At 52.8% G+C, this 20,446-nt stretch carries 26 protein-coding genes, 1 tRNA gene and 3 other RNA genes; 22 read left to right on the top strand and 8 right to left on the bottom strand.

The window, feature by feature from the left end; all coding sequences use genetic code 11:
- Positions 1-23: 23 nt before the first annotated feature.
- The 4 genes from MUA00_RS21215 to MUA00_RS21200 form a co-directional block, all read right to left on the bottom strand.
- Positions 24-163, bottom strand: a non-coding RNA gene (locus tag MUA00_RS21215) — RtT sRNA.
- A 45-nt stretch (positions 164-208) separates the two neighbouring features.
- A non-coding RNA gene (locus MUA00_RS21210) (RtT sRNA) lies at positions 209-348 on the bottom strand.
- 45 nt (positions 349-393) lie between these two features.
- Positions 394-533, bottom strand: a non-coding RNA gene (locus tag MUA00_RS21205) — RtT sRNA.
- A gap of 45 nt (positions 534-578) precedes the next feature.
- Positions 579-666 (bottom strand) — tRNA-Ser (locus MUA00_RS21200).
- A gap of 205 nt (positions 667-871) precedes the next feature.
- Between MUA00_RS21200 and ghrA the strand changes: the two genes are divergently transcribed.
- The 4 genes from ghrA (at position 872) to MUA00_RS21180 (ending at position 3,792) form a co-directional block, all read left to right on the top strand.
- Positions 872-1,813, top strand: coding sequence for a glyoxylate/hydroxypyruvate reductase GhrA (ghrA, locus tag MUA00_RS21195; protein ID WP_271124946.1), 942 nt, complete (start codon positions 872-874; stop codon positions 1,811-1,813).
- A gap of 79 nt (positions 1,814-1,892) precedes the next feature.
- Complete coding sequence (locus tag MUA00_RS21190) at positions 1,893-2,630, top strand: phosphatase (protein WP_271124945.1); 738 nt, start codon at positions 1,893-1,895, stop codon at positions 2,628-2,630.
- A 26-nt stretch (positions 2,631-2,656) separates the two neighbouring features.
- Positions 2,657-3,211 (top strand): TorD/DmsD family molecular chaperone, encoded by a 555-nt coding sequence (locus tag MUA00_RS21185; RefSeq protein WP_271124944.1) that lies wholly within the window; start codon positions 2,657-2,659, stop codon positions 3,209-3,211.
- 104 nt (positions 3,212-3,315) lie between these two features.
- Positions 3,316-3,792: a DUF1097 domain-containing protein gene (locus MUA00_RS21180; protein ID WP_271124943.1), complete on the top strand. Its 477-nt coding sequence runs from the start codon at positions 3,316-3,318 to the stop codon at positions 3,790-3,792.
- A gap of 41 nt (positions 3,793-3,833) precedes the next feature.
- Here the strand turns inward: MUA00_RS21180 and csgG are convergent, their stop codons facing one another.
- The 4 genes from csgG to csgD are packed head-to-tail and all read right to left on the bottom strand — an operon-like array spanning position 3,834 to position 6,177.
- Positions 3,834-4,667, bottom strand: coding sequence for a curli production assembly/transport protein CsgG (csgG, locus tag MUA00_RS21175; protein WP_271124942.1), 834 nt, complete (start codon positions 4,665-4,667; stop codon positions 3,834-3,836).
- A 39-nt stretch (positions 4,668-4,706) separates the two neighbouring features.
- Positions 4,707-5,123 carry a curli production assembly/transport protein CsgF gene (gene csgF, locus MUA00_RS21170; protein ID WP_271124941.1) on the bottom strand — a complete coding sequence of 139 codons (417 nt, stop codon included), beginning with the start codon at positions 5,121-5,123 and terminating at the stop codon, positions 4,707-4,709.
- A gap of 9 nt (positions 5,124-5,132) precedes the next feature.
- Positions 5,133-5,522, bottom strand: a complete 390-nt coding sequence (gene csgE / locus MUA00_RS21165) for a curli production assembly/transport protein CsgE (protein WP_271124940.1) — start codon at positions 5,520-5,522, stop codon at positions 5,133-5,135.
- Positions 5,523-5,526: 4 nt separating this feature from the next.
- Positions 5,527-6,177: a biofilm master transcriptional regulator CsgD gene (gene csgD / locus MUA00_RS21160; protein WP_271124939.1), complete on the bottom strand. Its 651-nt coding sequence runs from the start codon at positions 6,175-6,177 to the stop codon at positions 5,527-5,529.
- A gap of 779 nt (positions 6,178-6,956) precedes the next feature.
- Here csgD and csgB point away from each other — a divergent pair.
- The 18 genes from csgB to MUA00_RS21070 all read left to right on the top strand — a co-directional run bounded on the left by csgB (position 6,957) and on the right by MUA00_RS21070 (position 20,391).
- Positions 6,957-7,412: a curli minor subunit CsgB gene (csgB, locus tag MUA00_RS21155; protein WP_271124938.1), complete on the top strand. Its 456-nt coding sequence runs from the start codon at positions 6,957-6,959 to the stop codon at positions 7,410-7,412.
- A 48-nt stretch (positions 7,413-7,460) separates the two neighbouring features.
- On the top strand, positions 7,461-7,820 hold the full coding sequence (locus MUA00_RS21150) for a curlin (protein WP_271124937.1): 360 nt from the start codon (positions 7,461-7,463) through the stop codon (positions 7,818-7,820).
- Between the two features lie 60 nt (positions 7,821-7,880).
- Complete coding sequence (gene csgC, locus MUA00_RS21145; RefSeq protein WP_271124936.1) at positions 7,881-8,210, top strand: curli assembly chaperone CsgC; 330 nt, start codon at positions 7,881-7,883, stop codon at positions 8,208-8,210.
- Between the two features lie 127 nt (positions 8,211-8,337).
- Complete coding sequence (locus MUA00_RS21140; RefSeq protein ID WP_271124935.1) at positions 8,338-8,649, top strand: fimbrial protein; 312 nt, start codon at positions 8,338-8,340, stop codon at positions 8,647-8,649.
- A 223-nt stretch (positions 8,650-8,872) separates the two neighbouring features.
- On the top strand, positions 8,873-9,595 hold the full coding sequence (locus tag MUA00_RS21135; protein WP_271124934.1) for a beta-ketoacyl synthase chain length factor: 723 nt from the start codon (positions 8,873-8,875) through the stop codon (positions 9,593-9,595).
- Positions 9,595-10,377 (top strand): lysophospholipid acyltransferase family protein, encoded by a 783-nt coding sequence (locus tag MUA00_RS21130; protein WP_271124933.1) that lies wholly within the window; start codon positions 9,595-9,597, stop codon positions 10,375-10,377. The genes MUA00_RS21135 and MUA00_RS21130 overlap by 1 nt, the downstream gene beginning before the upstream one ends.
- A 15-nt stretch (positions 10,378-10,392) precedes the next feature.
- Positions 10,393-10,665 (top strand): phosphopantetheine-binding protein, encoded by a 273-nt coding sequence (locus MUA00_RS21125; RefSeq protein ID WP_271124932.1) that lies wholly within the window; start codon positions 10,393-10,395, stop codon positions 10,663-10,665.
- Between the two features lie 23 nt (positions 10,666-10,688).
- Positions 10,689-10,937, top strand: coding sequence for an acyl carrier protein (locus tag MUA00_RS21120; RefSeq protein ID WP_271124931.1), 249 nt, complete (start codon positions 10,689-10,691; stop codon positions 10,935-10,937).
- Positions 10,934-11,512, top strand: a complete 579-nt coding sequence (locus MUA00_RS21115) for a COG4648 family protein (protein WP_271125035.1) — start codon at positions 10,934-10,936, stop codon at positions 11,510-11,512. The genes MUA00_RS21120 and MUA00_RS21115 overlap by 4 nt, the downstream gene beginning before the upstream one ends.
- Complete coding sequence (locus tag MUA00_RS21110) at positions 11,505-12,842, top strand: AMP-binding protein (protein ID WP_271124930.1); 1,338 nt, start codon at positions 11,505-11,507, stop codon at positions 12,840-12,842. Before MUA00_RS21115 ends, MUA00_RS21110 begins: the two co-directional genes overlap by 8 nt.
- Positions 12,829-13,179, top strand: coding sequence for a 3-hydroxyacyl-ACP dehydratase FabZ family protein (locus MUA00_RS21105; protein WP_271124929.1), 351 nt, complete (start codon positions 12,829-12,831; stop codon positions 13,177-13,179). Before MUA00_RS21110 ends, MUA00_RS21105 begins: the two co-directional genes overlap by 14 nt.
- Positions 13,170-14,894, top strand: coding sequence for a glycosyltransferase family 2 protein (locus MUA00_RS21100; protein WP_271124928.1), 1,725 nt, complete (start codon positions 13,170-13,172; stop codon positions 14,892-14,894). The genes MUA00_RS21105 and MUA00_RS21100 overlap by 10 nt, the downstream gene beginning before the upstream one ends.
- The gene (locus MUA00_RS21095; protein WP_271124927.1) at positions 14,888-15,310 is read left to right on the top strand and encodes an acyl-CoA thioesterase; all 423 of its coding nucleotides are present in this window, start codon (positions 14,888-14,890) and stop codon (positions 15,308-15,310) included. The genes MUA00_RS21100 and MUA00_RS21095 overlap by 7 nt, the downstream gene beginning before the upstream one ends.
- On the top strand, positions 15,307-15,912 hold the full coding sequence (locus MUA00_RS21090) for an outer membrane lipoprotein carrier protein LolA (protein ID WP_271124926.1): 606 nt from the start codon (positions 15,307-15,309) through the stop codon (positions 15,910-15,912). The genes MUA00_RS21095 and MUA00_RS21090 overlap by 4 nt, the downstream gene beginning before the upstream one ends.
- Positions 15,884-18,205, top strand: coding sequence for an MMPL family transporter (locus tag MUA00_RS21085; RefSeq protein ID WP_271124925.1), 2,322 nt, complete (start codon positions 15,884-15,886; stop codon positions 18,203-18,205). The genes MUA00_RS21090 and MUA00_RS21085 overlap by 29 nt, the downstream gene beginning before the upstream one ends.
- Complete coding sequence (locus MUA00_RS21080; RefSeq protein WP_271124924.1) at positions 18,202-18,786, top strand: DUF3261 domain-containing protein; 585 nt, start codon at positions 18,202-18,204, stop codon at positions 18,784-18,786. The genes MUA00_RS21085 and MUA00_RS21080 overlap by 4 nt, the downstream gene beginning before the upstream one ends.
- The gene (locus tag MUA00_RS21075) at positions 18,783-19,940 is read left to right on the top strand and encodes a beta-ketoacyl-[acyl-carrier-protein] synthase family protein (RefSeq protein WP_271124923.1); all 1,158 of its coding nucleotides are present in this window, start codon (positions 18,783-18,785) and stop codon (positions 19,938-19,940) included. Before MUA00_RS21080 ends, MUA00_RS21075 begins: the two co-directional genes overlap by 4 nt.
- Positions 19,933-20,391: an ApeP family dehydratase gene (locus MUA00_RS21070; RefSeq protein WP_271124922.1), complete on the top strand. Its 459-nt coding sequence runs from the start codon at positions 19,933-19,935 to the stop codon at positions 20,389-20,391. The genes MUA00_RS21075 and MUA00_RS21070 overlap by 8 nt, the downstream gene beginning before the upstream one ends.
- Positions 20,392-20,446: the final 55 nt, after the last annotated feature.

The raw sequence follows: 20,446 nt of genomic DNA, 5'->3' as shown, positions 1-20,446 counted from the left end.
AGTTCAGGCTTTCCTATGAAATATGGCGGTGAGGGAGGGATTGACTCGTCCGGAGGACTCGCCCTTCGGGCAGCGATATCATAAATGCCATCGCTGTCCAACAGGCTGAAGCCTGTTGTCGAACCCTGTCGAGGTTTCTCACCCGTCCCTTAATGTGCAACATGCAATAAAAAAGCCCGAACGTAAGTTCAGGCTTTCCTATGAAATATGGCGGTGAGGGAGGGATTGACTCGTCCGGAGGACTCGCCCTTCGGGCAGCGCTATCATAAATGCCATCGCTGTCCAACAGGCTGAAGCCTGTTGTCGAACCCTGTCGAGGTTTCTCACCCGTCCCTTAATGTGCAACATGCAATAAAAAAGCCCGAACGTAAGTTCAGGCTTTCCTATGAAATATGGCGGTGAGGGAGGGATTGACTCGTCCGGAGGACTCGCCCTTCGGGCAGCGATATCATAAATGCCATCGCTGTCCAACAGGCTGAAGCCTGTTGTCGAACCCTGTCGAGGTTTCTCACCCGTCCCTTAATGTGCAACATGCAATAAAAAAGCCCGAACGTAAGTTCAGGCTTTCCTATGAAATATGGCGGTGAGGGAGGGATTCGAACCCTCGATACGTTGCCGTATACACACTTTCCAGGCGTGCTCCTTCAGCCACTCGGACACCTCACCATATTGTTGCTCCAGCGCTGCTGGAACGGGCGCTAATGTAGGGAAAAGTGCCGATCGCGTCAATGCACTTTTTATTAAATTCAGTGCGATCAGACAAACTTCAAACAATTTGCGTTTTAAAACAACAGGGGATGCTGTTTTTTTATTACATTTTGCCCTTGAATTGATTCGCGTTTCGCGTAAGCCTAAGAAAAAAGGAGGAAGCGTGGACATAATTTTCTATCACCCAACATTCGATACACAATCCTGGCTGGCAGGTCTGCAACAACAACTCCCTGAGGCTCGCGTGCGCGAATGGCGCGAAGGCGATAATCAACCTGCTGATTATGCATTAGTCTGGCATCCGCCTGTGGAAATGCTGGCTGGCCGCAAGCAGCTTAAGGGCGTGTTCGCACTTGGCGCAGGTGTGGATTCAATTCTCAGCAAGCTGAAGGCTCATCCCGATATGCTCCCCGCAGGCGTGCCGTTATTCCGTCTTGAGGATACGGGCATGGGCCTGCAAATGCAGGAGTATGCTGTAAGCCAGGTTCTGCACTGGTTCAGACGTTTTGACGACTACCAGGCGCAAAAACAGCAGGCCAACTGGCAACCTCTGGATGAGTACCGGCGCGAAGACTTTACTATTGGTCTTCTCGGCGCGGGCGTACTCGGCGGTCAAGTGGCAGAAAGCTTAATTGCCTGGGGCTTCCCGGTGCGCTGCTGGAGCCGCAGCAAAAAAGATTATCCTGGCGTCACAAGCTTCGCGGGCGCCGAGCAGCTCGGCGATTTCCTGAACGGCACTCGTGTTCTTATCAACCTCCTGCCAAATACGCCGCAAACCGTCGGGATCATTAATGCAGGGCTGCTGGAGCAACTGGCGGATGAAGCTTACGTACTTAATCTTGCGCGTGGCGTTCATCTGGTGGAAGCCGATCTTCTGGCCGCGCTCGATAACGGTAAGCTGAAAGGGGCGATGCTGGACGTTTTCTCTCAGGAGCCGCTGCCGGTGGATAGCCCTCTTTGGAAGCATCCTCGTGTAGCGATAACGCCTCACATCGCGGCGGTGACACGTCCTGATGAAGCAATGGCTTATATCGCCAGAACGATTCGCCAGATTGAGAAAGGTGAAAAGCCTGCGGGCGAAGTTTCCTTGCAGCACGGTTATTAAACTTATGCCCGGCTCCCCGCCGGGCTAAAATTCAACGGCGATAACTGCTATCCTTGCCTGAAAGATAAAGGAGAGAGTTATGTATCCCGTTGACCTGCATATGCATACCGTTGCCAGCACCCACGCCTACAGCACCCTTCACGATTACATCGCTATCGCAAAGAGCAAGGGCATCAAATTATTTGCTATTACCGATCACGGCCCGGATATGGCCGATGCGCCTCATTACTGGCACTTTGTGAATATGCGCATCTGGCCGCGCATTGTTGATGGCGTGGGCATTCTGCGCGGCATTGAGGCGAATATTAAAAACACCAGTGGGGAAATTGATTGCAGCGGCCCGATGCTGGATGCGCTCGATCTGATTATCGCTGGCTTTCATGAGCCGGTTTTCCCGCCGCAGGATGAAGCCACCCACACCGAAGCCATGATCGCGACGATGGCTGCAGGCAAGGCGCATATCATTAGCCATCCAGGCAACCCCAAATTTCCCGTCGATATCCAGGCCATCGCGCAGGCTGCCGCTAAATATAATGTTGCGCTTGAGCTGAATAACTCTTCGTTTACCCATTCCCGTAAAGGAAGCGGGCCAAACTGCCGCGCCATTGCCGCGGCGGTGCGTGATGCGGGCGGCTGGCTGTCGCTGGGGTCTGATTCCCATACGGCATTTAGCTTGGGCGACTTTGACGAATGCCGTAAGGTTCTTGCGGAAGTGGAATTCCCGGAAGATCGCATTTTAAACGTTACGCCGCGCCGCCTGTTAGATTTCCTTGAAGCCCGTGGCATGGCGCCTATCGCCGAATTTGCCACACTATAATCTCTATCTTTAAATGGACTGTTAGCATGAATGAGTTCTCAATTATTTGCCGTATTTTAGGATCGCTGTTTTACCGCCAGCCACAGGACCCGCTGCTGGTGCCGTTGCTGACGATGATCCGCGAAGGGAAGCTGGCGGCAAGTTGGCCACTTGAGCAGGACGAATTGCTGGCTCGACTGCAGCAAAGCTGCGATCCGCAGTTGCTGGCGGCAGATTACAACGCGCTTTTTGTGGGCGACGAGTGCAGCGTTCCGCCATACCGCTCAGCGTGGGAAGAGGGCAGCCATGAAGGCGAAGTGCGCGAGTTTCTAAAAGAGCGCGGTATGCCGCTTGCACAAACCCCAGCCGATCACTTTGGCACTTTATTACTCGCTGCCTCCTGGCTGGAAGACCAGTCGCAGGAAGATGAATTTGAAGCGCAGATCGTGCTGTTTGATGAGTATTTGCTGCCGTGGTGCGGCACTTTCCTTGGCAAGGTGGAAGCCCACGCAACAACCCCTTTCTATCGCACGCTGGCGGCAATCAGTCGTGAAGCTATCCAGGCGATGCGCGATGAGCTTCAGGAATCTGAAGAGGAATAAATAGTGACTTGCATCACATTTATGGTGCAATAAATTTTCGTTTCTTTCATAAAATGTGCGGCAGATCGTGGTCGAAGCCAAAGGCTCTGCTATGATACGCCGCCATGAACATACTCATTTCTCTTGCATTGACGACCGGTATTCTCTCAGGCCTTTGGGGCTGGGTGGCGGTGAGCCTTGGTTTGCTTAGCTGGGCAGGTTTTCTCGGCTGTACCGCATATTTCGCCTGCCCGCAGAGCGGCCTGAAAGGGCTGATTATCTCGCTTTGCACATTATGCAGCGGCGTGCTTTGGGCGCAGGTCATCATCCATGGCAGCGCGATGGCACCGCATCTGGAAATTCTTGGCTATACCGTTACGGGCGTAGTGGCTTTCCTGATGTGCGTGCAGGCCCGCCATGTACTGTTGTCGTTTGTACCCGGCACTTTTATCGGCGCCTGCGCGACCTTTGCCGGTCAGGGAGAATGGCGGATTGTCGTGCCTTCTTTATTACTGGGGCTGGTATTTGGTTTTGCGATGAAGAGCAGCGGATTATGGCTTGCGGCGCGAAAATCCAGGCAGGTAACGATTATCCCCGAATAAAAAAACCAGCCGAGGCTGGTTTTTTTATTTCCCGGTTGCCGTCAGGCTTCCGGCGGCACCGACATTTCTTTGTATTTAACCAGTACCGGATTATTTCGATCGGCTGGGTTTTTAAGATCCCACAGTCCACGATCGATGCCATCGTTAACCAGATAAATAACCCCCGTCTCGATAGCTGACATCAGACACATCATGACAGGTTCATTGGTGGTGTAGCCAATTTCACCCTCTAACAGACGCTGGTAATCAATAAAGCGGAATACCCCGGCCTGCACTTCATAAGACAGAATCGTTTTACTGGTATTAACCGAAGACAATACCTCACCGGTGCTGACGTTAACCACGCGCAGGTTCACGGCAATCTGGTCGAGCTGGTATTGCGTTTCGCCACCAATACCGAAGTAACGCGCTCCAACACCGCCCGACTTCACATTGCTTTCATAGCCGATAATAGATCCTTCAATCATGACGTTCGCCGCCATTAACGATTGCAGAGCCTGACGGTTATTCGCTGCAACGGTGCCGTTTTCCTGGGCTGCGCGGATAATTTTGCGTTCATTCAGCAGGTTTTGTAATCCCTGGCGTTCCAGCGGAATAAACCAGCGTGAATCTTTTAAAGCTGTAACCAGCATAGCGGTGGCGCTTTGCGGTACGGCTGTTGAAAAGTTACTCGCAGGATACGGTTTAAACTGACCCGTTTCATCCTGGATGTTATATACCGAGACAAACAGTTTCCCCGCGGCTTCCGGTAGATGCGTTAAATCACGGTAGCTTTGGGCCCGAGGCATGAGTGTAGGCTTAGCAGCTTCTTTAGGTGGTGCGGTTAAACAACCACTTAATAAACACACTGCTACGATGAGAAGAAAGCGCTGCATGTTGTTTATCCTTAAATACTTTTTGATTGTTTAAGCCCACTAAAAATCAGTAGAGTTGTTTTGTAATCCCGCAACCTGAATGGTTGATGTTTTTCCTGTTTTTCGGTCTGTAATATTCATCGTTAACTGACCGTCAGCATTGGCGATATCAACGATAAAATCATTGGTTACCAGGCGCCCTGGTTTGCCGGTATTAATATTGGTCAGCAAGCCGCCCAGCAACTGTGACTGAATTGTTTGCGTAAAGTTATCCAGAGCCGAGGGCGCTTCATAACTAAAATCATCGTTATAACTGGGATCTTTATAGGAGTTCTGAGCCTGAGCTTCATTAAGTAAAAACGGCCCGTTATTGGGGTTACCGCCAAAATTCGGGTTTGTAAACTGAAACGTCATATTTCCACCCCATGCCAGCGGGGTAAAGACCAGCAGGGAAATAACTGCATGAGCTATACGCATGACAGCCTCCTAGAATTCATCGTGGGTTAAATCGCCGGTGCTCAACAATGCTTTGTCTATCTGCCGGCGTTTAATTGCCTCATCGGTTTGAGCCAGTGCAATATCGACGTTGCGGTCGAAGTCGCGTTTTATAGGGAATAGAAAAGCCTGAAAAATAACTTCCTGATCGACAGTAATGGTTATCCAGCTTCCCCAACGGGCACTGGGTCGCTCATTTATGGTCAGGTTTCCGGTAAAACTGCTTTCCCACTTGTCACTGAAGGCTCGGTAAAAGTCGTGGCCCACGGCAGAAACGGTGTGATCCGTCAACAATCCGGGAATTTCCACTTCTACGGCGCGAGCGCCCCCGGAAGCGCACAATAATACTGTCGCCAGCAGTAAAGCAGGTTGTAATTTCATTGCCTTATCGCCTGAGATTATCGTTTGCCCAGGAAACCGCCTGAGTGCGGTTTTTAACGGCTATCTTCTTGAATAAGTTGTAAAGATGGGTTTTTACCGTGTTCTCACTAATAAATAGCGACTGAGCGATTTCAATATTGGAAGCGCCAATACGTAATTTATTAAGGATTTCCTTTTCACGGTGCGTCAACAACGAAGACTCAACGTTGTTGAAGCGATAGTTTCCGGAGTGATTAATAAGATAGCTGGCTAGTTTTTGCGAGAAATAACATTCGCCCTCCATGACGCCACGAATACCTTCGACAACCCGTGGTTCTTCCTCTGACGTATAGAACACGCCGTTAATGTGAGGCCAGTTCTCAATGTCGCGGAATTGATACTCCTCAGGCGTATTAAGGAGAAGTAATTTGATGCTGTTGTGCTTACGGCTTAAGTTGTCCTGCCAGTAATTAATAAGTTTCTTATCCGCCTCGACCATATCAAATAACACCAGAACATTCCCCGCGATCTCTTCGAGAGAACGTTGAATATTATGGAGTTTTCCATTGACGGACAGAGATGATTTTAAATGTTGTAATAAAGCCGAAGCCTGCAGCGACGGTTTGGTGATCAACAACAATGTATGACCATTTAAAGTATGGACTTCATTAAACATGATGAAACTCCAACCTGTTTTTATGCACTATCAGCTGAATTAACAGAAAGTTAATTCACCAGAGGTACTGATTAGCGCGGCACTGCTGTGTGTGAAATAATAAAACACCATCAGACACGCACTTCGATATGACTGACATTGTGTTAAATAAAATGGTTACTGCTGAATTCAATCTAGCGGGAAGTAATCTTAAAGCAAGTGTTAAAGATGTTACATAATGTAACTGAAGATATTAAAATGTTTCTCAGTGAAATTTTTACTATTTAGTCTTGATGCTAAAGTTGTACATTTTAATTAAGTTGCATAGTTTTTGTAAATCATGCAATTTAATTTAACTAATTGATTTTATTTGTGTTTGTGTAAAAATATTAACACTTATCTAATTTTAACATATGTAAGCAACGGCTCTTGATATCAACTTTTCTGACTCGTTTAAGAAAATGTATCATGGTGACAAGCTTGTTCTCTAATTTGTTGCTCACTCCGCAAAAGATGCCTCGCCAGCCGGTAAGGACGGTTTAACCAATGGGTCTACGGCCCAGGTCGGGGGGTAATTAAAATTTGCCAGTGAGAACGTCTTGTTGGTGCTGGAGTTTTTTATATTACTCATGCTTTGGTATGAATATAAATATAAAAATACAACGTGCGGGTGAGATATTTTAAATGTTTCGAAGGACATACTCATTTCCGTAACGCAGCAATAACTTTTTATCGATTGCGTTAACAATGAAATGATTTTGGCATATTTACCTGGCGGCATCCAGGTCCAGGATGACAACATGAAAAACAGATCGTTATTTATGGTGTTAGCATTGCTGGGTGCGCCTGGTTATGTAATAGCAGCAGGTTTTGATCTTGCCGCTTCAGAGTATAACTTTGCAGTAAATGAATTAAGCAAAGCAACTTTTAACCAGGCAGCTATTATTGGCCAACACGGCGCTAGTAATAGTGCTGATGTTGATCAAAGAGGGACCCGGCAACTTGCGGAAGTCTCGCAGTATGGAGGCAACAACCGTGCAAATGTCGATCAATCAGGGAGTTATAATCTGGCTTATATTTCGCAGACGGGAAGTTCGAATGATGCGGATATACAGCAGAGCAATTCGGGTAATGCCGCTTTAATTATCCAGAAAGGTTCCGGAAATAAAGCAAGCATTATTCAGAATGGTACGCAAAAAACAGCAGTTGTAGTGCAGAAACAGTCACAAATGGCGGTTCGTATTATCCAACGATAATACACAAACTATTTGGGCTTACATTCTCAATCCGATGGGGGTTTTACCATGAATTTATTCAAAGTGGCAGCATTAGCAGCGTTAGTTGTTTCCGGTGGTGCTCTGGCTGGCCATTTCCCTGTGCACAATAGCCAGGGAAATGAAACCTTGAGTATTTATCAGGAAGGTGTGAACAACGTTGCACTTGCCGATCAAGGATCGTCTCCAGATGCTGTAATTGACATTAAATCATATGGTTACAATAACTATGTGAAATCAAACCAATCTGGCGCTTCAGACTCAGATACTTTCGTCGTTCAGTCTCAGGGTGGTAAAAACACCGCGATTACTAACCAGACTGCTGATAATTCGACAATTTCTGTTACCCAGGTTGGCTGGGGTAACTATGCTAATGCTTACCAGCATTAATTGAGAATGTGCACTATATAGAAACAGGGCTCAGGCCCTGTTTTTTTATTGGGAGATGATATGCATACCTTAATTTTACTGGCGGCGCTCTCAAATCAGCTTACTTTTGATACCCGGCAGGAGGGAAATATTTACACCATTGAACCCGTCGCCACGCTGACTACCGATTGCCAGTGTTCAATGAAGCTTGCGGCCATTCGTTCCGGAACATCCGGACAAAGCTCCAGCAACCAGCGCGCCAGTGTCTCTATAAAGGCAAACGAACCGATAAAATTAGCCAGCCTGCGCCTGAATATCGATCCTGGAGATAACGTAACCATTACCGTCACCCTGACGAACGGGAAGGACATTAACCTGGAAAAACAATGGGCTCCGCCGGGCAATATATGATCCTTAATTTTTTATTTTTGTAGCGGGTTTGTTGAGATTATTTCATCTGTAGACCAATGTTTATCTGTAGAGCTTTCGTTATCTGCCGATAACCCTCCTTACAGACCGCATTTGAGGAGTACAGATCGTGATAAAAGTTACTTTTAAGACGTTTCTCTGTATTGCTGCCTTTGCGGCACTTTCGCCGTTGTCACACGCCAGCCCGACGGGGGGAGTGATACATTTTCGCGGTGCGATTGTTGAAGGCGGATGCGATATTGCCTCGCAGGAGCGGGCGGTCAAAATAACCTGTAATCAACAGGGTAAAGCAGTCACTCGTACCGTTCCCTACTCGAAGCTTGCTGATTACACAGTGCACAGCGACAGCACGATGCAAACTAATATCCGTTACCTCGACCCTCAACGACGCCTTGCTCTCGTTAGCGTGACCTATCAGTAAGTTGTCTCATGGCCTGGTGACGCCTCTGCCAGGCCATGAGTTTTTCCGCATAGTGATTTATTTCATCGCAGGTTTTGTTACTATTCTGCGCCGTTGCAAATTTCCGCGGCGAAAAAATATTTTCTCTAAGAAAAATCCAACCGGATTGAGAGTTATTCCATAGCCCGTAACAACATAAAAAGATATATCTGCGGGCTGCAGCATATGAATGATGGTAGCGAGAATGAAGTTAGCGTTTAACCTTGTCGACTGGCAGGCCAGCGCCCCCGGCTTATTTAATGCCGCGCAGTGGCTGGCATGGGGCAAAAAGCCCCCGGTAATCGATGCGACAGCCGAAATCGCCAGAAGCACACATTTACCGATGATGACCGCGCGCCGCCTGGCGTCGGGCAGTCGTCTTGCGGTGGACAGTGCGCTGGCTATGCTGGAACGCCAGCAGGTTGACGCGCTGGTTTTTGCCAGCCGCCACGGTGAGCTGGAACGCAACTTTAAGATTCTGCGCGCCCTGGCCTATCAACAAGCCGTCTCGCCAACGGATTTTGCCATGTCGGTCCACAATTCGGCGGTTGGCAACGCCACAATTGCGGCGAAAACACCTTTAGTTTCTTCTTCCGTCTCTGCGGGCCTGGATACTTTCGGGCAGGCGCTGGTCGAGGTGGCCGCTTTCCATTATGCCGGCTATAAGCGGGTGCTGATGGTGGATTTTGACGGCGCCATTCCCGAGTTTTATCAGCCCTGGCTTGCCCGTGAGCAAATTACTTTCCCCTTTGCGGTGGCGCTACTTCTGGAAGCCGGTTCGCAATTACAGGCAGAAAGCGTTCCTGCGGCTCATAATGCTGCGACAGCGCTCCCGCAAAGCCTCTCTTTTTTACATGCCTTGCTCAGCGAAGCGCCGACTTTTGCTATCGGTGGAGAAAGACTGCTGTGGCAATGGAGCCGCAAATAATGTGGCGCAAATGCCTGGAGCGCCTCAACTGGTGCTGGCGAGTCGTCATGACCGGCGGGCTGTTTGTCCTCTTTGGCGCCGGTGGGCTTGCGCTCTCGCTATTGTGGTTTAATTTACTGCTGCTTGCCGTGCCCGATAAAAATAAGCGTCGTAATATTGCCCGTCGCAGTATTGCCGCCAGTTTTCGGTTATTTTTGCGCATCGGGCGTTTTCTGGGCGTTTTTGATTATCAATTCAGCGGCGCGGAAAATTTGCGTAGCGATAAAGGCTGCCTCGTCGTTGCGAATCATCCCACGCTGCTGGATTATGTTTTTATTGCTTCGCAGACGCCCGAAATTGGCTGTCTGGTCAAAGCAAGTCTGGTGAACAATCCCTGTTTTAAGGGCGTTATTCGCGCGGCGGATTATTTAATTAACAGCCAGGGCGAAACGTTATTGCCGGAAAGCCAGCGGCGTCTGTCGGTTGGGGAGACGATACTTATTTTCCCTGAAGGCACCCGTACGCGTCCCGGAGAACCGTTGGCTATCCAGCGCGGAGCCGCGCAAATCGCCGTACGCAGCGGCTGCCCTTTGCGGCTGGTACATATTTATTGCGATCGGCGCTATCTCGATAAACAAAGCCGCTGGTATCAAGTCCCGGCGCGCAAACCGATGATTACGGTTTCTGTACAACAGCGAATAGAAAGCCTGGATTTCATGACAGCCCAGGACGAAGCCCCGACACTTGCGGCGCGTCGTCTGAGCCATTATTTACGTCAGGAATTAGTCCCTGACCCTCGTTAAGACCCGGATACAGATATGGACTCCCTAAAGAACGATATAAAACAATTAATTATCGACACGCTAAATCTTGAAGAGATAAGCGTGGACGACATTGACAGCGAAGCACCCCTGTTTGGCGATGATGGCCTGGGGCTGGACTCCATTGACGCACTTGAACTGGGCTTAAGCGTGAAAAAACGTTATGGCGTGGTGTTATCCGCTGAAAACGAAACTCTACGACAGCATTTTTACTCTGTGGCAACGCTGGCTGCTTTTATTGTCAGCCTTAATCCGGCGCACAACGCCTGAATGATTGAAAGAACGAGCAAGTTATGAATAAAGAAGATATTTATCAGGAAGTGACCGGGTTACTGGTTAAATTGTTCGACCTTGACGCCGAACTTATCACCCCTGAGTCGCGCCTCTACGAAGATTTAGATCTCGACAGCATCGATGCCGTGGATATGGTCGTTCACCTGCAAAAACGCACCGGCAAAAAAATCAAACCAGAAGATTTTAAAGCCGTTCGCACCGTCCAGGATGTAGTCGAAGCGGTAGAACGGCTGCAACAGGGGGCCTGATGCAGGTGCGGGCAGGGAATGTGCTGAATATCGCAGGAGGGCTGGCCATTATTGGCTGGCCTTTTGCCGTGTGGCTGGCGCTGAGTTACCCGCATTTATCTTTCCTGCTGCCTTTGCTGGCGCTCTGTTTCGTTCTGCGCCTTGCGGCGCTTCGCGGTAAAGCCGGGGCGCTGAGCCGTGCGGCGCAGGCTCTCGCCGGGGTAGGCGTCGTCCTGACGCTGGCGAGCTTTTTGCTGCGTGAGGCACAATTACTGCTGTGGTATCCGCTGGTCGTCAATATTGTGATGTTTGTTCTGTTTGGCGCTTCGCTGTTTAGCCGCATGCCGCTTATTGAACGTCTTGCGCGCTTACGCGAAGGCGAACTTTCGCCAGCGGGGATACGCTACACGCGGCGTGTCACTCAGGTCTGGTGCGGATTTTTTATTGTTAACGGCAGCATTTCGTTATGGACCTGTCTGCATGGCGACATCCACCTCTGGACGCTGTGGAACGGCCTGCTCAGCTATATGCTGATGGGCATGCTTTTCGCGGGAGAATGGCTGGTACGCCTGCGCGTAAAACAACATCATGGATAATCTTCTGCCGCTTAACGAGTGGATTAGCGCTGCTCGCCATCCCGAGCATATTGTGGCGTTTTCAGACGATAAGTGCTGGACGCAGGCCATGCTCGTGCGGGATGTTCACCGGCTTTATGGTGAGCTGAACGCTTATACCGGCGAGCGATGGGCGCTCTGTTTTGACAACAGCTACGGGTTTATTGTCGCGCTGCTTGCCACGCTGCACGCAGGTAAAACGCCGCTGCTGCCGGGCCATTGCCGGGAAACGCAACTGCGCGAACAGCAATCGCTATTTAGCGGTGTGTTAACCGATCTGCCGTCAGGGCTGGATCTGGATTGCCCGGTTATTAATCCGCAGACTTTGTCTTCTCAACCGCCGCAAGCCCTGTCGCCCATAGCGCATGACGCGGGCGTGATTTTGTTCACCTCCGGGTCGACTGGCGAACCTTCGCAGGTCTTTAAACCGCTCAGCGCTCTGAATGAAGAGAGCGCCTGGCTGGCAAAACTCTGGGGCCACGAACTGCAAAATTGCCGGGTTGTGGCGTCGGTGAGCCATCAACATATGTATGGCCTGACGTTCCGCATTATGCTGCCCATGGCGCTGGGTCTGGCCTGCGATGTGTCGATGATTCATTTTCCCGAACAGCTTGCCGCGCTGACCTCGCATCCTTTGTTATTTATCAGCAGCCCGGCTTTTCTGAAGCGCCTTGATACCAACCTTATGGCGCCGCCGTGCCGTAAAACTATCTCAGCGGCAGGATTGCTTGACGATAAAACGGCGCAGCAGGCAAAGCGGTGGTTCGGTGAGGCGGTTTGCGAAATTTACGGCACCACGGAAACGGGCGTGCTCGCCTGGCGGCAGCATCAAAGCGCCGCGCCGCTGTGGCAGCCTTTCCCGGACGTGGAATTTGTCGCCCGTGAAGAGAAATGGTCGGTACGATCGCCTCTAATAGCCGAGGGTGGATGCTCGCTCGACGATAATCTGGCGTTTACCAGGCAGGGCGGTTTCCGGCTTCTGGGGCGTCGCGATCGCATAGTGAAGATTGAAGAAAAACGCGTCTCGCTTAGCGAAATTGAACGCCGTCTGATGACGTTGCCCGGCGTGCAGGACGCGGCGGTGGTGCCGATTGTTCGCGCCGGGCGCATGACGCCTGGAGCCGTCGTGGTGCTTGATGGCTCCGTTAATCTGCCTGCAGAATATAAAAAGCTATGGCGAGACACGCTTCGCCAGTGGCTTGAGCCTGTGGCCATCCCGCGTTACTGGCGTATCGTCGAGAGCATTCCTCTCAACAGCCAGAGCAAACGAGCCTGGGCGCAACTACAGGAATTATTTGATGAAACCCATTGAAGAAAGGCGTACGCAGCCGGCTGAAAATGCGCTGTGCCTGCAATTGCGTATTCCGGCGGACCTGAACTGGTTTCGTGGTCACTTTCCGACTCAGCCGCTGCTTCCCGGCGTGGCGCAGCTCGACTGGGTCATGGCTTACGGCGCGGAACTTGCGCCCGGCATGCGCTTTTGCGCGATTGATAGCGTAAAGTTCCAGCGCCCGGTACTGCCTGAAAGCCTGCTTGAACTGAATCTGCGCTGGGACGCCGTTCGCGGCGTGCTGAACTTTGAATATGTGCTTGTGAAAGAAGAATCCCGACAGCCTGTCAGCAGCGGAAAAATCAAGCTATGTCCGTAATACACACCGTAGCCGTGGCTAATGCGGATTTTCGTCCGTGCGTGGTCATTCCCTGTTACAACCACGGCGCAGCCATGCCCGGCGTGCTCGCGCGTCTGGCCCCGTTTTCGTTGCCCTGCATTATTGTTGATGACGGCAGCGAACCGGCGACAGCGCAACGGTTGGATCGGCTTGCGGCAAATCACAGCGGCGTGACGCTGGTGCGCCTTGCAAAAAACAGCGGAAAAGGACAAGCCGTTATTGCTGGTTTCCAGGCAGCCGCAAAGGCCGGTTTCAGCCATGCCATTCAGCTTGATGCGGACGGCCAGCACCGCATTGAAGACATTCCCCGCTTTGTGAAGGAAGCGCGGCTTTATCCTGAAAACCTGATTTCCGGCCAGCCGGACTACGACGATTCCGTTCCCAAATCTCGCCTGTACGGGCGCTATGTGACCCATTTCTGGGTATGGATTGAAACGCTTTCGCTGTCGCTCAAAGACAGCATGTGCGGATTTCGGGTTTATCCTTTGGCTTCAACCCTTGCGGTTATTGAACGGCACCCGCCGGGCAAACGCATGGATTTCGATACGGAAATTATGGTGCGTCTGTACTGGTCGGGCGTGGAAAGCCGCTTTTTGCGCACACGGGTGACCTATCCGCCCGACGGCCTGTCGCATTTTGACGCTCTCCATGACAACCTGCGCATCTCCTGGATGCATGCGCGGCTATTTTTCGGCATGTTGCCACGCATTCCCGCCTTGCTTTCCCGTCGGCGTAAAGCCGCTCACTGGGCGAAAGTACCGGAGAGAAAAGGGCTGATGGGGATGCGCATGATGCTGCGCATCTATCAAATTCTGGGACGCGGAGCCTTCACGCTCCTGCTGTACCCTGTGGTGGCCTGGATGTGGCTGACCGGAGGGCCGCAGCGTCGCGCCTCGCAGCTTTGGCTGGCGCGCGTGCGGCAACAGGCGAAAATCAGGCAAATCGAACTGCCCGAAGGCTTAAACAGCTATCGGCACTTTTTGCGGTTTGGCGATGCGATGCTCAACAAAATCGCCGCCTGGCGAGGGGACATCAAATGGGGGCGCGATATTAATTTTGCGCCCGGCAGCCGCGAAGTTTTGCAGCCGCAGGCAGGCTGCGGAAAACTCATTCTCGCCGCGCACCTTGGCGATATCGAAGCCAGCCGGGCGCTGGCGCAGGTTGATGTAGGGCTAGTCATTAATGCGCTGGTTTTTACCGATCATGCCCGGCGGTTCCGCCAGATAGTCGAAGAGATTGCTCCGCAGGCGGCGGTGAATTTGTTGCCCGTCACGCACATTGGGCCTGAAACCGCCATGATGCTGCAGGATAAAATTGACGCAGGCGAATGGGTGGCTATCGTCGGCGACAGAATTGCGGTTAACACGCAGCGCGGTGGCGATCGTCGCGTATGCTGGAGCCAGTTTATGGGCGCGCCAGCGCCGTTCCCGCAGGGGCCGTTTATTCTGGCGGCCGCCTTACGCTGCCCGATTGTTTTAATGATGGTGCTGCGCGAGCAGGGCAAACTGCTTATCCACGCAGAGTCTTTCGCCGACCCTCTGATCCTGCCGCGAGCGACACGCCAGCAAGCCCTACAGCAGACCATCGATCGTTACGCCGAACGGCTTGAAGCCTATGCTTTACGCTCGCCGCTCGACTGGTTTAATTTTTATGATTTCTGGCAACTGCCGAAAGATCTGGAGTCCGGATGCTAAGCGACCCACGCTTTACCGCTGAGGTAAGTATCAAAGTGCCTTTCCATGATGTCGATGCGATGAACGTGGTCTGGCACGGCAACTACTTCCGCTATTTTGAGGTGGCGCGTGAAGCGCTGCTCGATCGGTTTAACTACGGCTATCGAGCCATGAAGGAATCCGGCTACGTCTGGCCGGTGGTGGACACGCGGGTGAAATACCGCGACGTGGTGACGTTTGAACAGCAAATTCTCGTGCGGGCAAGCGTGCAGGAATATGAAAACCGCCTGAAGATTGGCTATCAAATCATTGATGCCGCAAGCGGCAAGCGCACCACAACCGGCTACACCATTCAGGTCGCCGTTGACGCCGCGACGGGAGAGATGTGCTATGTCTCGCCGACCGTCTTATTTGAACGCATGGGGATTAAGCCATGAAAAAACTCTTACTTACCGCGGCCTTGCTGATAAGCAGCGCCGCGAGCGCAGTCACGCTGGATGATGTTCAGCAGCGTTTCGCCGCGCAGCAGGTTGTTCGCGCCGCCTTCCAGCAGGAGCGCCAGATTAGCGGCATGGCCCAACCGCTGCATTCCAGCGGCGAAGTGTTGATCGCCAAAAGCAAAGGCTTATGGTGGCAACAGCAGCATCCTTTTCCGATGACGCTCATCCTTGATGACAGCCATATGGTTCAGGTGATGGGCAGCCAGGCGCCGCAGATAATCACCGCCGACAGCAACCCGCAGATGTTCCAGTTCAACCATCTGTTGCGCGCGCTGTTCCAGGCCGACCGCAAAGTGCTGGACGAGAACTTTACCAGCGAGTTTACCGATCTGGGGAAAGGGCAGTGGCAGCTCGTCTTAACGCCGACCACCACGCCGCTGGACAAACTGTTCAGCACCATCACCTTACAGGGCGAAAAGTTTCTCAACCGCATTGAGCTTAATGATAAGCAGGGCGATTTCACGGAAATCACCTTTAGCAAACACCGCCCGGAACCAGGGAAACTGACGCGTGAAGAACAGCAGCGTTTCGTTTTCTGACTGGCACCGTCGACTGGCCTGGGGCTGGCTCGTCGCCGTAGCGCTGCTGGCGATGGCTCTTTGCCTGTTATTGCCTAAATCCAGGCTCGACAGCAGCGTGCTGTCGCTTTTGCCAGCGCAAAGCCTGGGGCAGATACCGCCAGAAATTGAAGCAGGGTTTCTGCAGCGGCTCGACAGGCAACTGCTCTGGCTGGTCAGCCCTGGCGCAAAGCCTGACGAACGCGTCGCTCAGTGGTGGCAGGCGCAGCTACAACAGCAGCCTTTCCTGGCACAGATTCAGGGGCCGATGGATGCCGCGGCCCAGCAGGCCTGGGGCAGGTTTTACTTCGAACACCGTAACGGCTTGATAGATGAACAAACCCGCGCTCGCCTGCAAAACGGCGGCGAAGCGCAGGCGCAATGGGTGCTGTCTCAGCTCTATTCGGCGTTTTCCGGCGTCAGCGGCAAAGAGCTGAGCAACGATCCCCTGATGCTGGTGCGGGGTTCTCAGCTTGCGCTGCAACAAAGCGCAAGCCAGCTACGTATGATCGACGGCTGGCTGGTGGCGAAAGATAACCAGGGCCGCTACTGGTACATGCTGCACGGCGAACTGCAAGGCTCATCCTTTGATATGCAGCGCGGGCGCGAAACGGTGAGCCGGCTGCGCGCATTGCAGCATAAGCTGGAGCAACAGTTTCCGCAGGCAAAAGTGATGTCGCGCGGTACGCTGTTCTACAGCGATTACGCGAGCCAGCAGGCAAAGCATGATGTCTCAACGCTGGGCCTTGCGACGGTTATTGGCGTACTGCTGCTGATCCTTATTGTCTTCCGATCCGTCCGTCCTCTTGTGCTTTGTATCGCCTCCGTCGGTATTGGCGCGCTTGCCGGAACAGCAGTCACGCTGCTGTGCTTCGGTGAACTGCACCTTATGACGCTGGTGATGAGCCTGGGGATTGTCGGCGTCTCTGCGGATTACACGCTTTATTACCTTACCGAACGCATGGTGCACGGGGCGGAAAATTCACCCATGAACAGCTTGCGCAAAGTGCTGCCTGCGCTGTTGCTCGCGCTGGGCACCACGGCGCTGGCCTGGCTGATTATGATCCTCGCGCCGTTTCCCGGCATTCGTCAGCTTGCGGTTTTCGCCGCCTGCGGCTTAACGGCTTCCTGTCTGACGGTTGTTTGCTGGTATCCCTATGCGGTGCGCGGTCTACCGGTGCGTTCTGCGCCCGGGCAGAAAATCCTTTCCGCCTGGCTTGCGGCATGGCAATTCAATAAATCCGTGCGTTTTGGTATTCCCCTGGCCCTGCTGGCTATCAGCGTCGCGGGCCTGACGATGCTGCGCGTGAACGACGATATCTCCACCTTACAGGCTTTGCCGCAGGATTTGCTGCGTGAAGAACAGAGCATTACCGCGCTGACCGGGCAGGGGATGAGTCAGAAATGGTTCGTGGTTTACGGCAGCAGCGCTGAACAGACGCTCACGCGGCTTGAAAAGCTGGCGCCGGAGCTGGCCGCTTTACGCAAAGATAAGGTTATCGATGGTTATCGTCTGCTGCCGCTTGCCTCGCTTGAGCGACAGCAGGCGGATTTACGTTTGCTGCGTGAGGCGGCGCCGGTGTTGCAAAAGCGTCTGGCAGAAACGGGCATAACCGTGACGGCGCCGAATTTACAGCAGATGCCGGTTACGCCGGATATCTGGCAGCAGAGCGTTATCAGCAGCGGCTGGCGTTTGCTGTGGCTTACGCTTGCCAACGGGCAAAGCGGCGCGCTGGTGCCGGTAAACGGTGTTCATGACAGCGCGGCGTTAAGCGCCCTTGCGGCGAAGCTGCCCGGCGTCAGTTGGGTGGATCGCAAAAGTTCTTTTAATGCGCTTTTCGGCTTCTATCGCGCCTTGCTGGCAGGATTGCTGGCCGCAGCCGTTGCCGCGATTGCTATCAGTTATATGCTTCGGCTGGGGGTAAAACGGGGGCTTATCAACGTTGTGCCTTCGTTATTATCACTCGGCGGGGGGCTTGCCGCGTTAGCCTTCAGCGGACACGAGCTGAATTTATTCTCGCTGCTGGCGTTAGTGCTGGTGCTGGGCATCGGCATTAACTACACGATATTTTTCAGCAATCCGCGCGGCACGCCGCTGACCTCGATGCTGGCGGTGAGCGTCGCCTTGCTGACCACGTTATTTACGCTGGGGATGCTGGTCTTTAGCGCAACTCAGGCTATTTCAGGCTTTGGGGTTGTGCTGAGCTGCGGAATATTCTGCGCATTTCTGACCGCTCCGCTGGCTTTGCCCATCCAGGAAAAGGGAACTCCATGACCAAACTACGCGCGCTGATGCTGCTGTTAAGCGCCATATTATTGAGTGCCTGTAGCACGACGCCAGAACAAGACTCAACCCGTCCGCAGGCATGGCTCAAACCGGGCACGCTCGTGACTTTGCCCGCGCCTGGCATTACGCCGACAATCAGCCAGCAGCAACTGCTGAGCGCGCAGGTGAAAGGGAAAACCCAGTCGCTGATGGTATTGCTGAATGCCGATAATCAGCAAGTGATGCTGGCTGGACTGTCGCCGCTGGGGATCCGCTTATTCCGTCTGACCTATGATCAATCGGGGGTAAAAACCGAGCAATCCATTACCCTGCCCGAACTGCCGCCTGCAAGCCAGGTGCTGGCCGATATCATGCTGAGCTACTGGCCGCTTGCCGCCTGGGCGCCGCAGTTGCCGAAAGGCTGGACGCTAAAAGACATCGACTCGCGCCGTGAGCTGCGGGATGAAAATAACGAGCTTATCGAGACGATTCAGTACCTGACCCGTGACGGCAGCCGCCAGCCCGTCAGTATTCAGCATTATCGCTTTGGCTACGTCATCGCGATTCAACATCTGGACAACCTATCATGATTTCATTAACCGCCGTCGGCATGCTCAACGCGATGGGAAATACGCTTGATGAGATTGCCGCAAGCCTGGTTGCGGGTAAGGCGCCGGGCATGGTCCCGGATAAAGACAACTGGCTACAGCAGGGGGAGTGCTGGATTGGGCGTGTTACGGCCGAGTTGCCCGCCGTTCCCGAACATCTTCCTCAGCATAACAGCCGCAACAATCGGCTGCTGCTGGCGGCGCTTGCGCAAATTCAGCCGCAGGTCGATGAAGCTTGCGCGCGCTATGGTCGGGATCGCGTGGCCGTGGTGCTTGGCACCAGCACATCCGGGCTGGATGAAGCCGATCGCCAGGTGAGCGGAAGTCACGCTACTTATCATTACGGCCAGCAGGAGCTGGGCGATCCTTCGCGCTTTTTGAGTGAATATCTGCAGCTTTTTGGCCCGGCGCTGACGATTTCCACGGCCTGTTCATCCAGCGCACGAGCGGTAATCACCGGCCAGCGGTTAATTGAATCTGGTATGGTCGATGCCGCGATTGTTGGCGGAGCGGACACCTTAAGCCGCATGCCCATCAATGGTTTTAACAGCCTGGAATCCCTGAGCGATCGCCGCTGCCAGCCTTTTAGCGCCGAGCGTAACGGCATCACCATCGGCGAAGCGGCAGCGCTGATAGTGCTAAGCCGTGAAAAAGGCCCAGTGCAGTTGCTTGGCGTCGGGGAGTCGTCCGATGCCTGGCATATGTCGGCTCCGCATCCGGAAGGTCTGGGCGCGATTCGCGCCATTGAAATGGCCATGCAGCAGGCGGGGTTAACCGCGGCGGATATTGGTTATATCAATATGCACGGCACCGCCACGCGTTTAAATGATGAAATTGAGGCCAAAGTCATTCATCAGCTATTTGGTGAAAGCGTGCCGGGCAGTTCAACTAAGCATCTCACCGGGCACACGCTTGGCGCGGCGGGCGCTTGTGAAGCGGCGCTTTGCTATTTAATGTTGACCCGCGGGCTGCCTTTGCCCGCCCAGGACTTTAGCGATTCAACGCAGGATCCTCAACTCGCGCCCTGCGGTTTATTGACTAAACCGCGTGTGGATTACAAACCGGTAATGCTGTCCAACTCTTTTGCTTTTGGCGGTAATAACGCCGCCCTGATTTTGGGAGCCACTTGTGATTGATTATCTTGCCCCGCAACGCTATTTGCCCCATGAAGCGCCGATGTGCCTGCTGGACAAGGTGATTGAGGTTACGCAAGAGACGGCCCATTGCCAGGTAAAAGTCAGTGCGGACGGCGTGCTGGCGCCTTTTCTTGACCGCGACGGCACATTGCCCGGCTGGTTCGCCATTGAAATTATCGCGCAGACGGTTGGCGTATGGTCCGGCTGGCACACTATGAACGCGGGCGAGGAATCGGTCGGGGTTGGTATGTTGCTTGGCGGGCGAGGATTGCGTTGCCCGGAAGGAGGGTTCCCGGCCAGTACGGTTCTCGATTGTAAGGTCACGCTGTTAATGCGTGATGAAAAAATCGGCAGTTTTGAAGGTGAAATTCTCGCAAATAACCGGCTTATGGCAAGCGGGCGGGTAAACACCTATCAGCCAGATAAAAATGAATTAGAACAATTATTTTAATTGAGACTAATGACAAACCTCCCGGCATCACAAAACTAAAGGGTGTCGTCATCTA

It is taken from the genome of Dryocola boscaweniae (genome assembly GCF_025215095.1).
Classification (GTDB): Bacteria; Pseudomonadota; Gammaproteobacteria; order Enterobacterales; family Enterobacteriaceae; genus Dryocola; species Dryocola boscaweniae.
The sequence above is the reverse complement of the archived record's forward strand: the minus strand, read 5'-3'. Positions and strand labels throughout refer to the sequence as shown.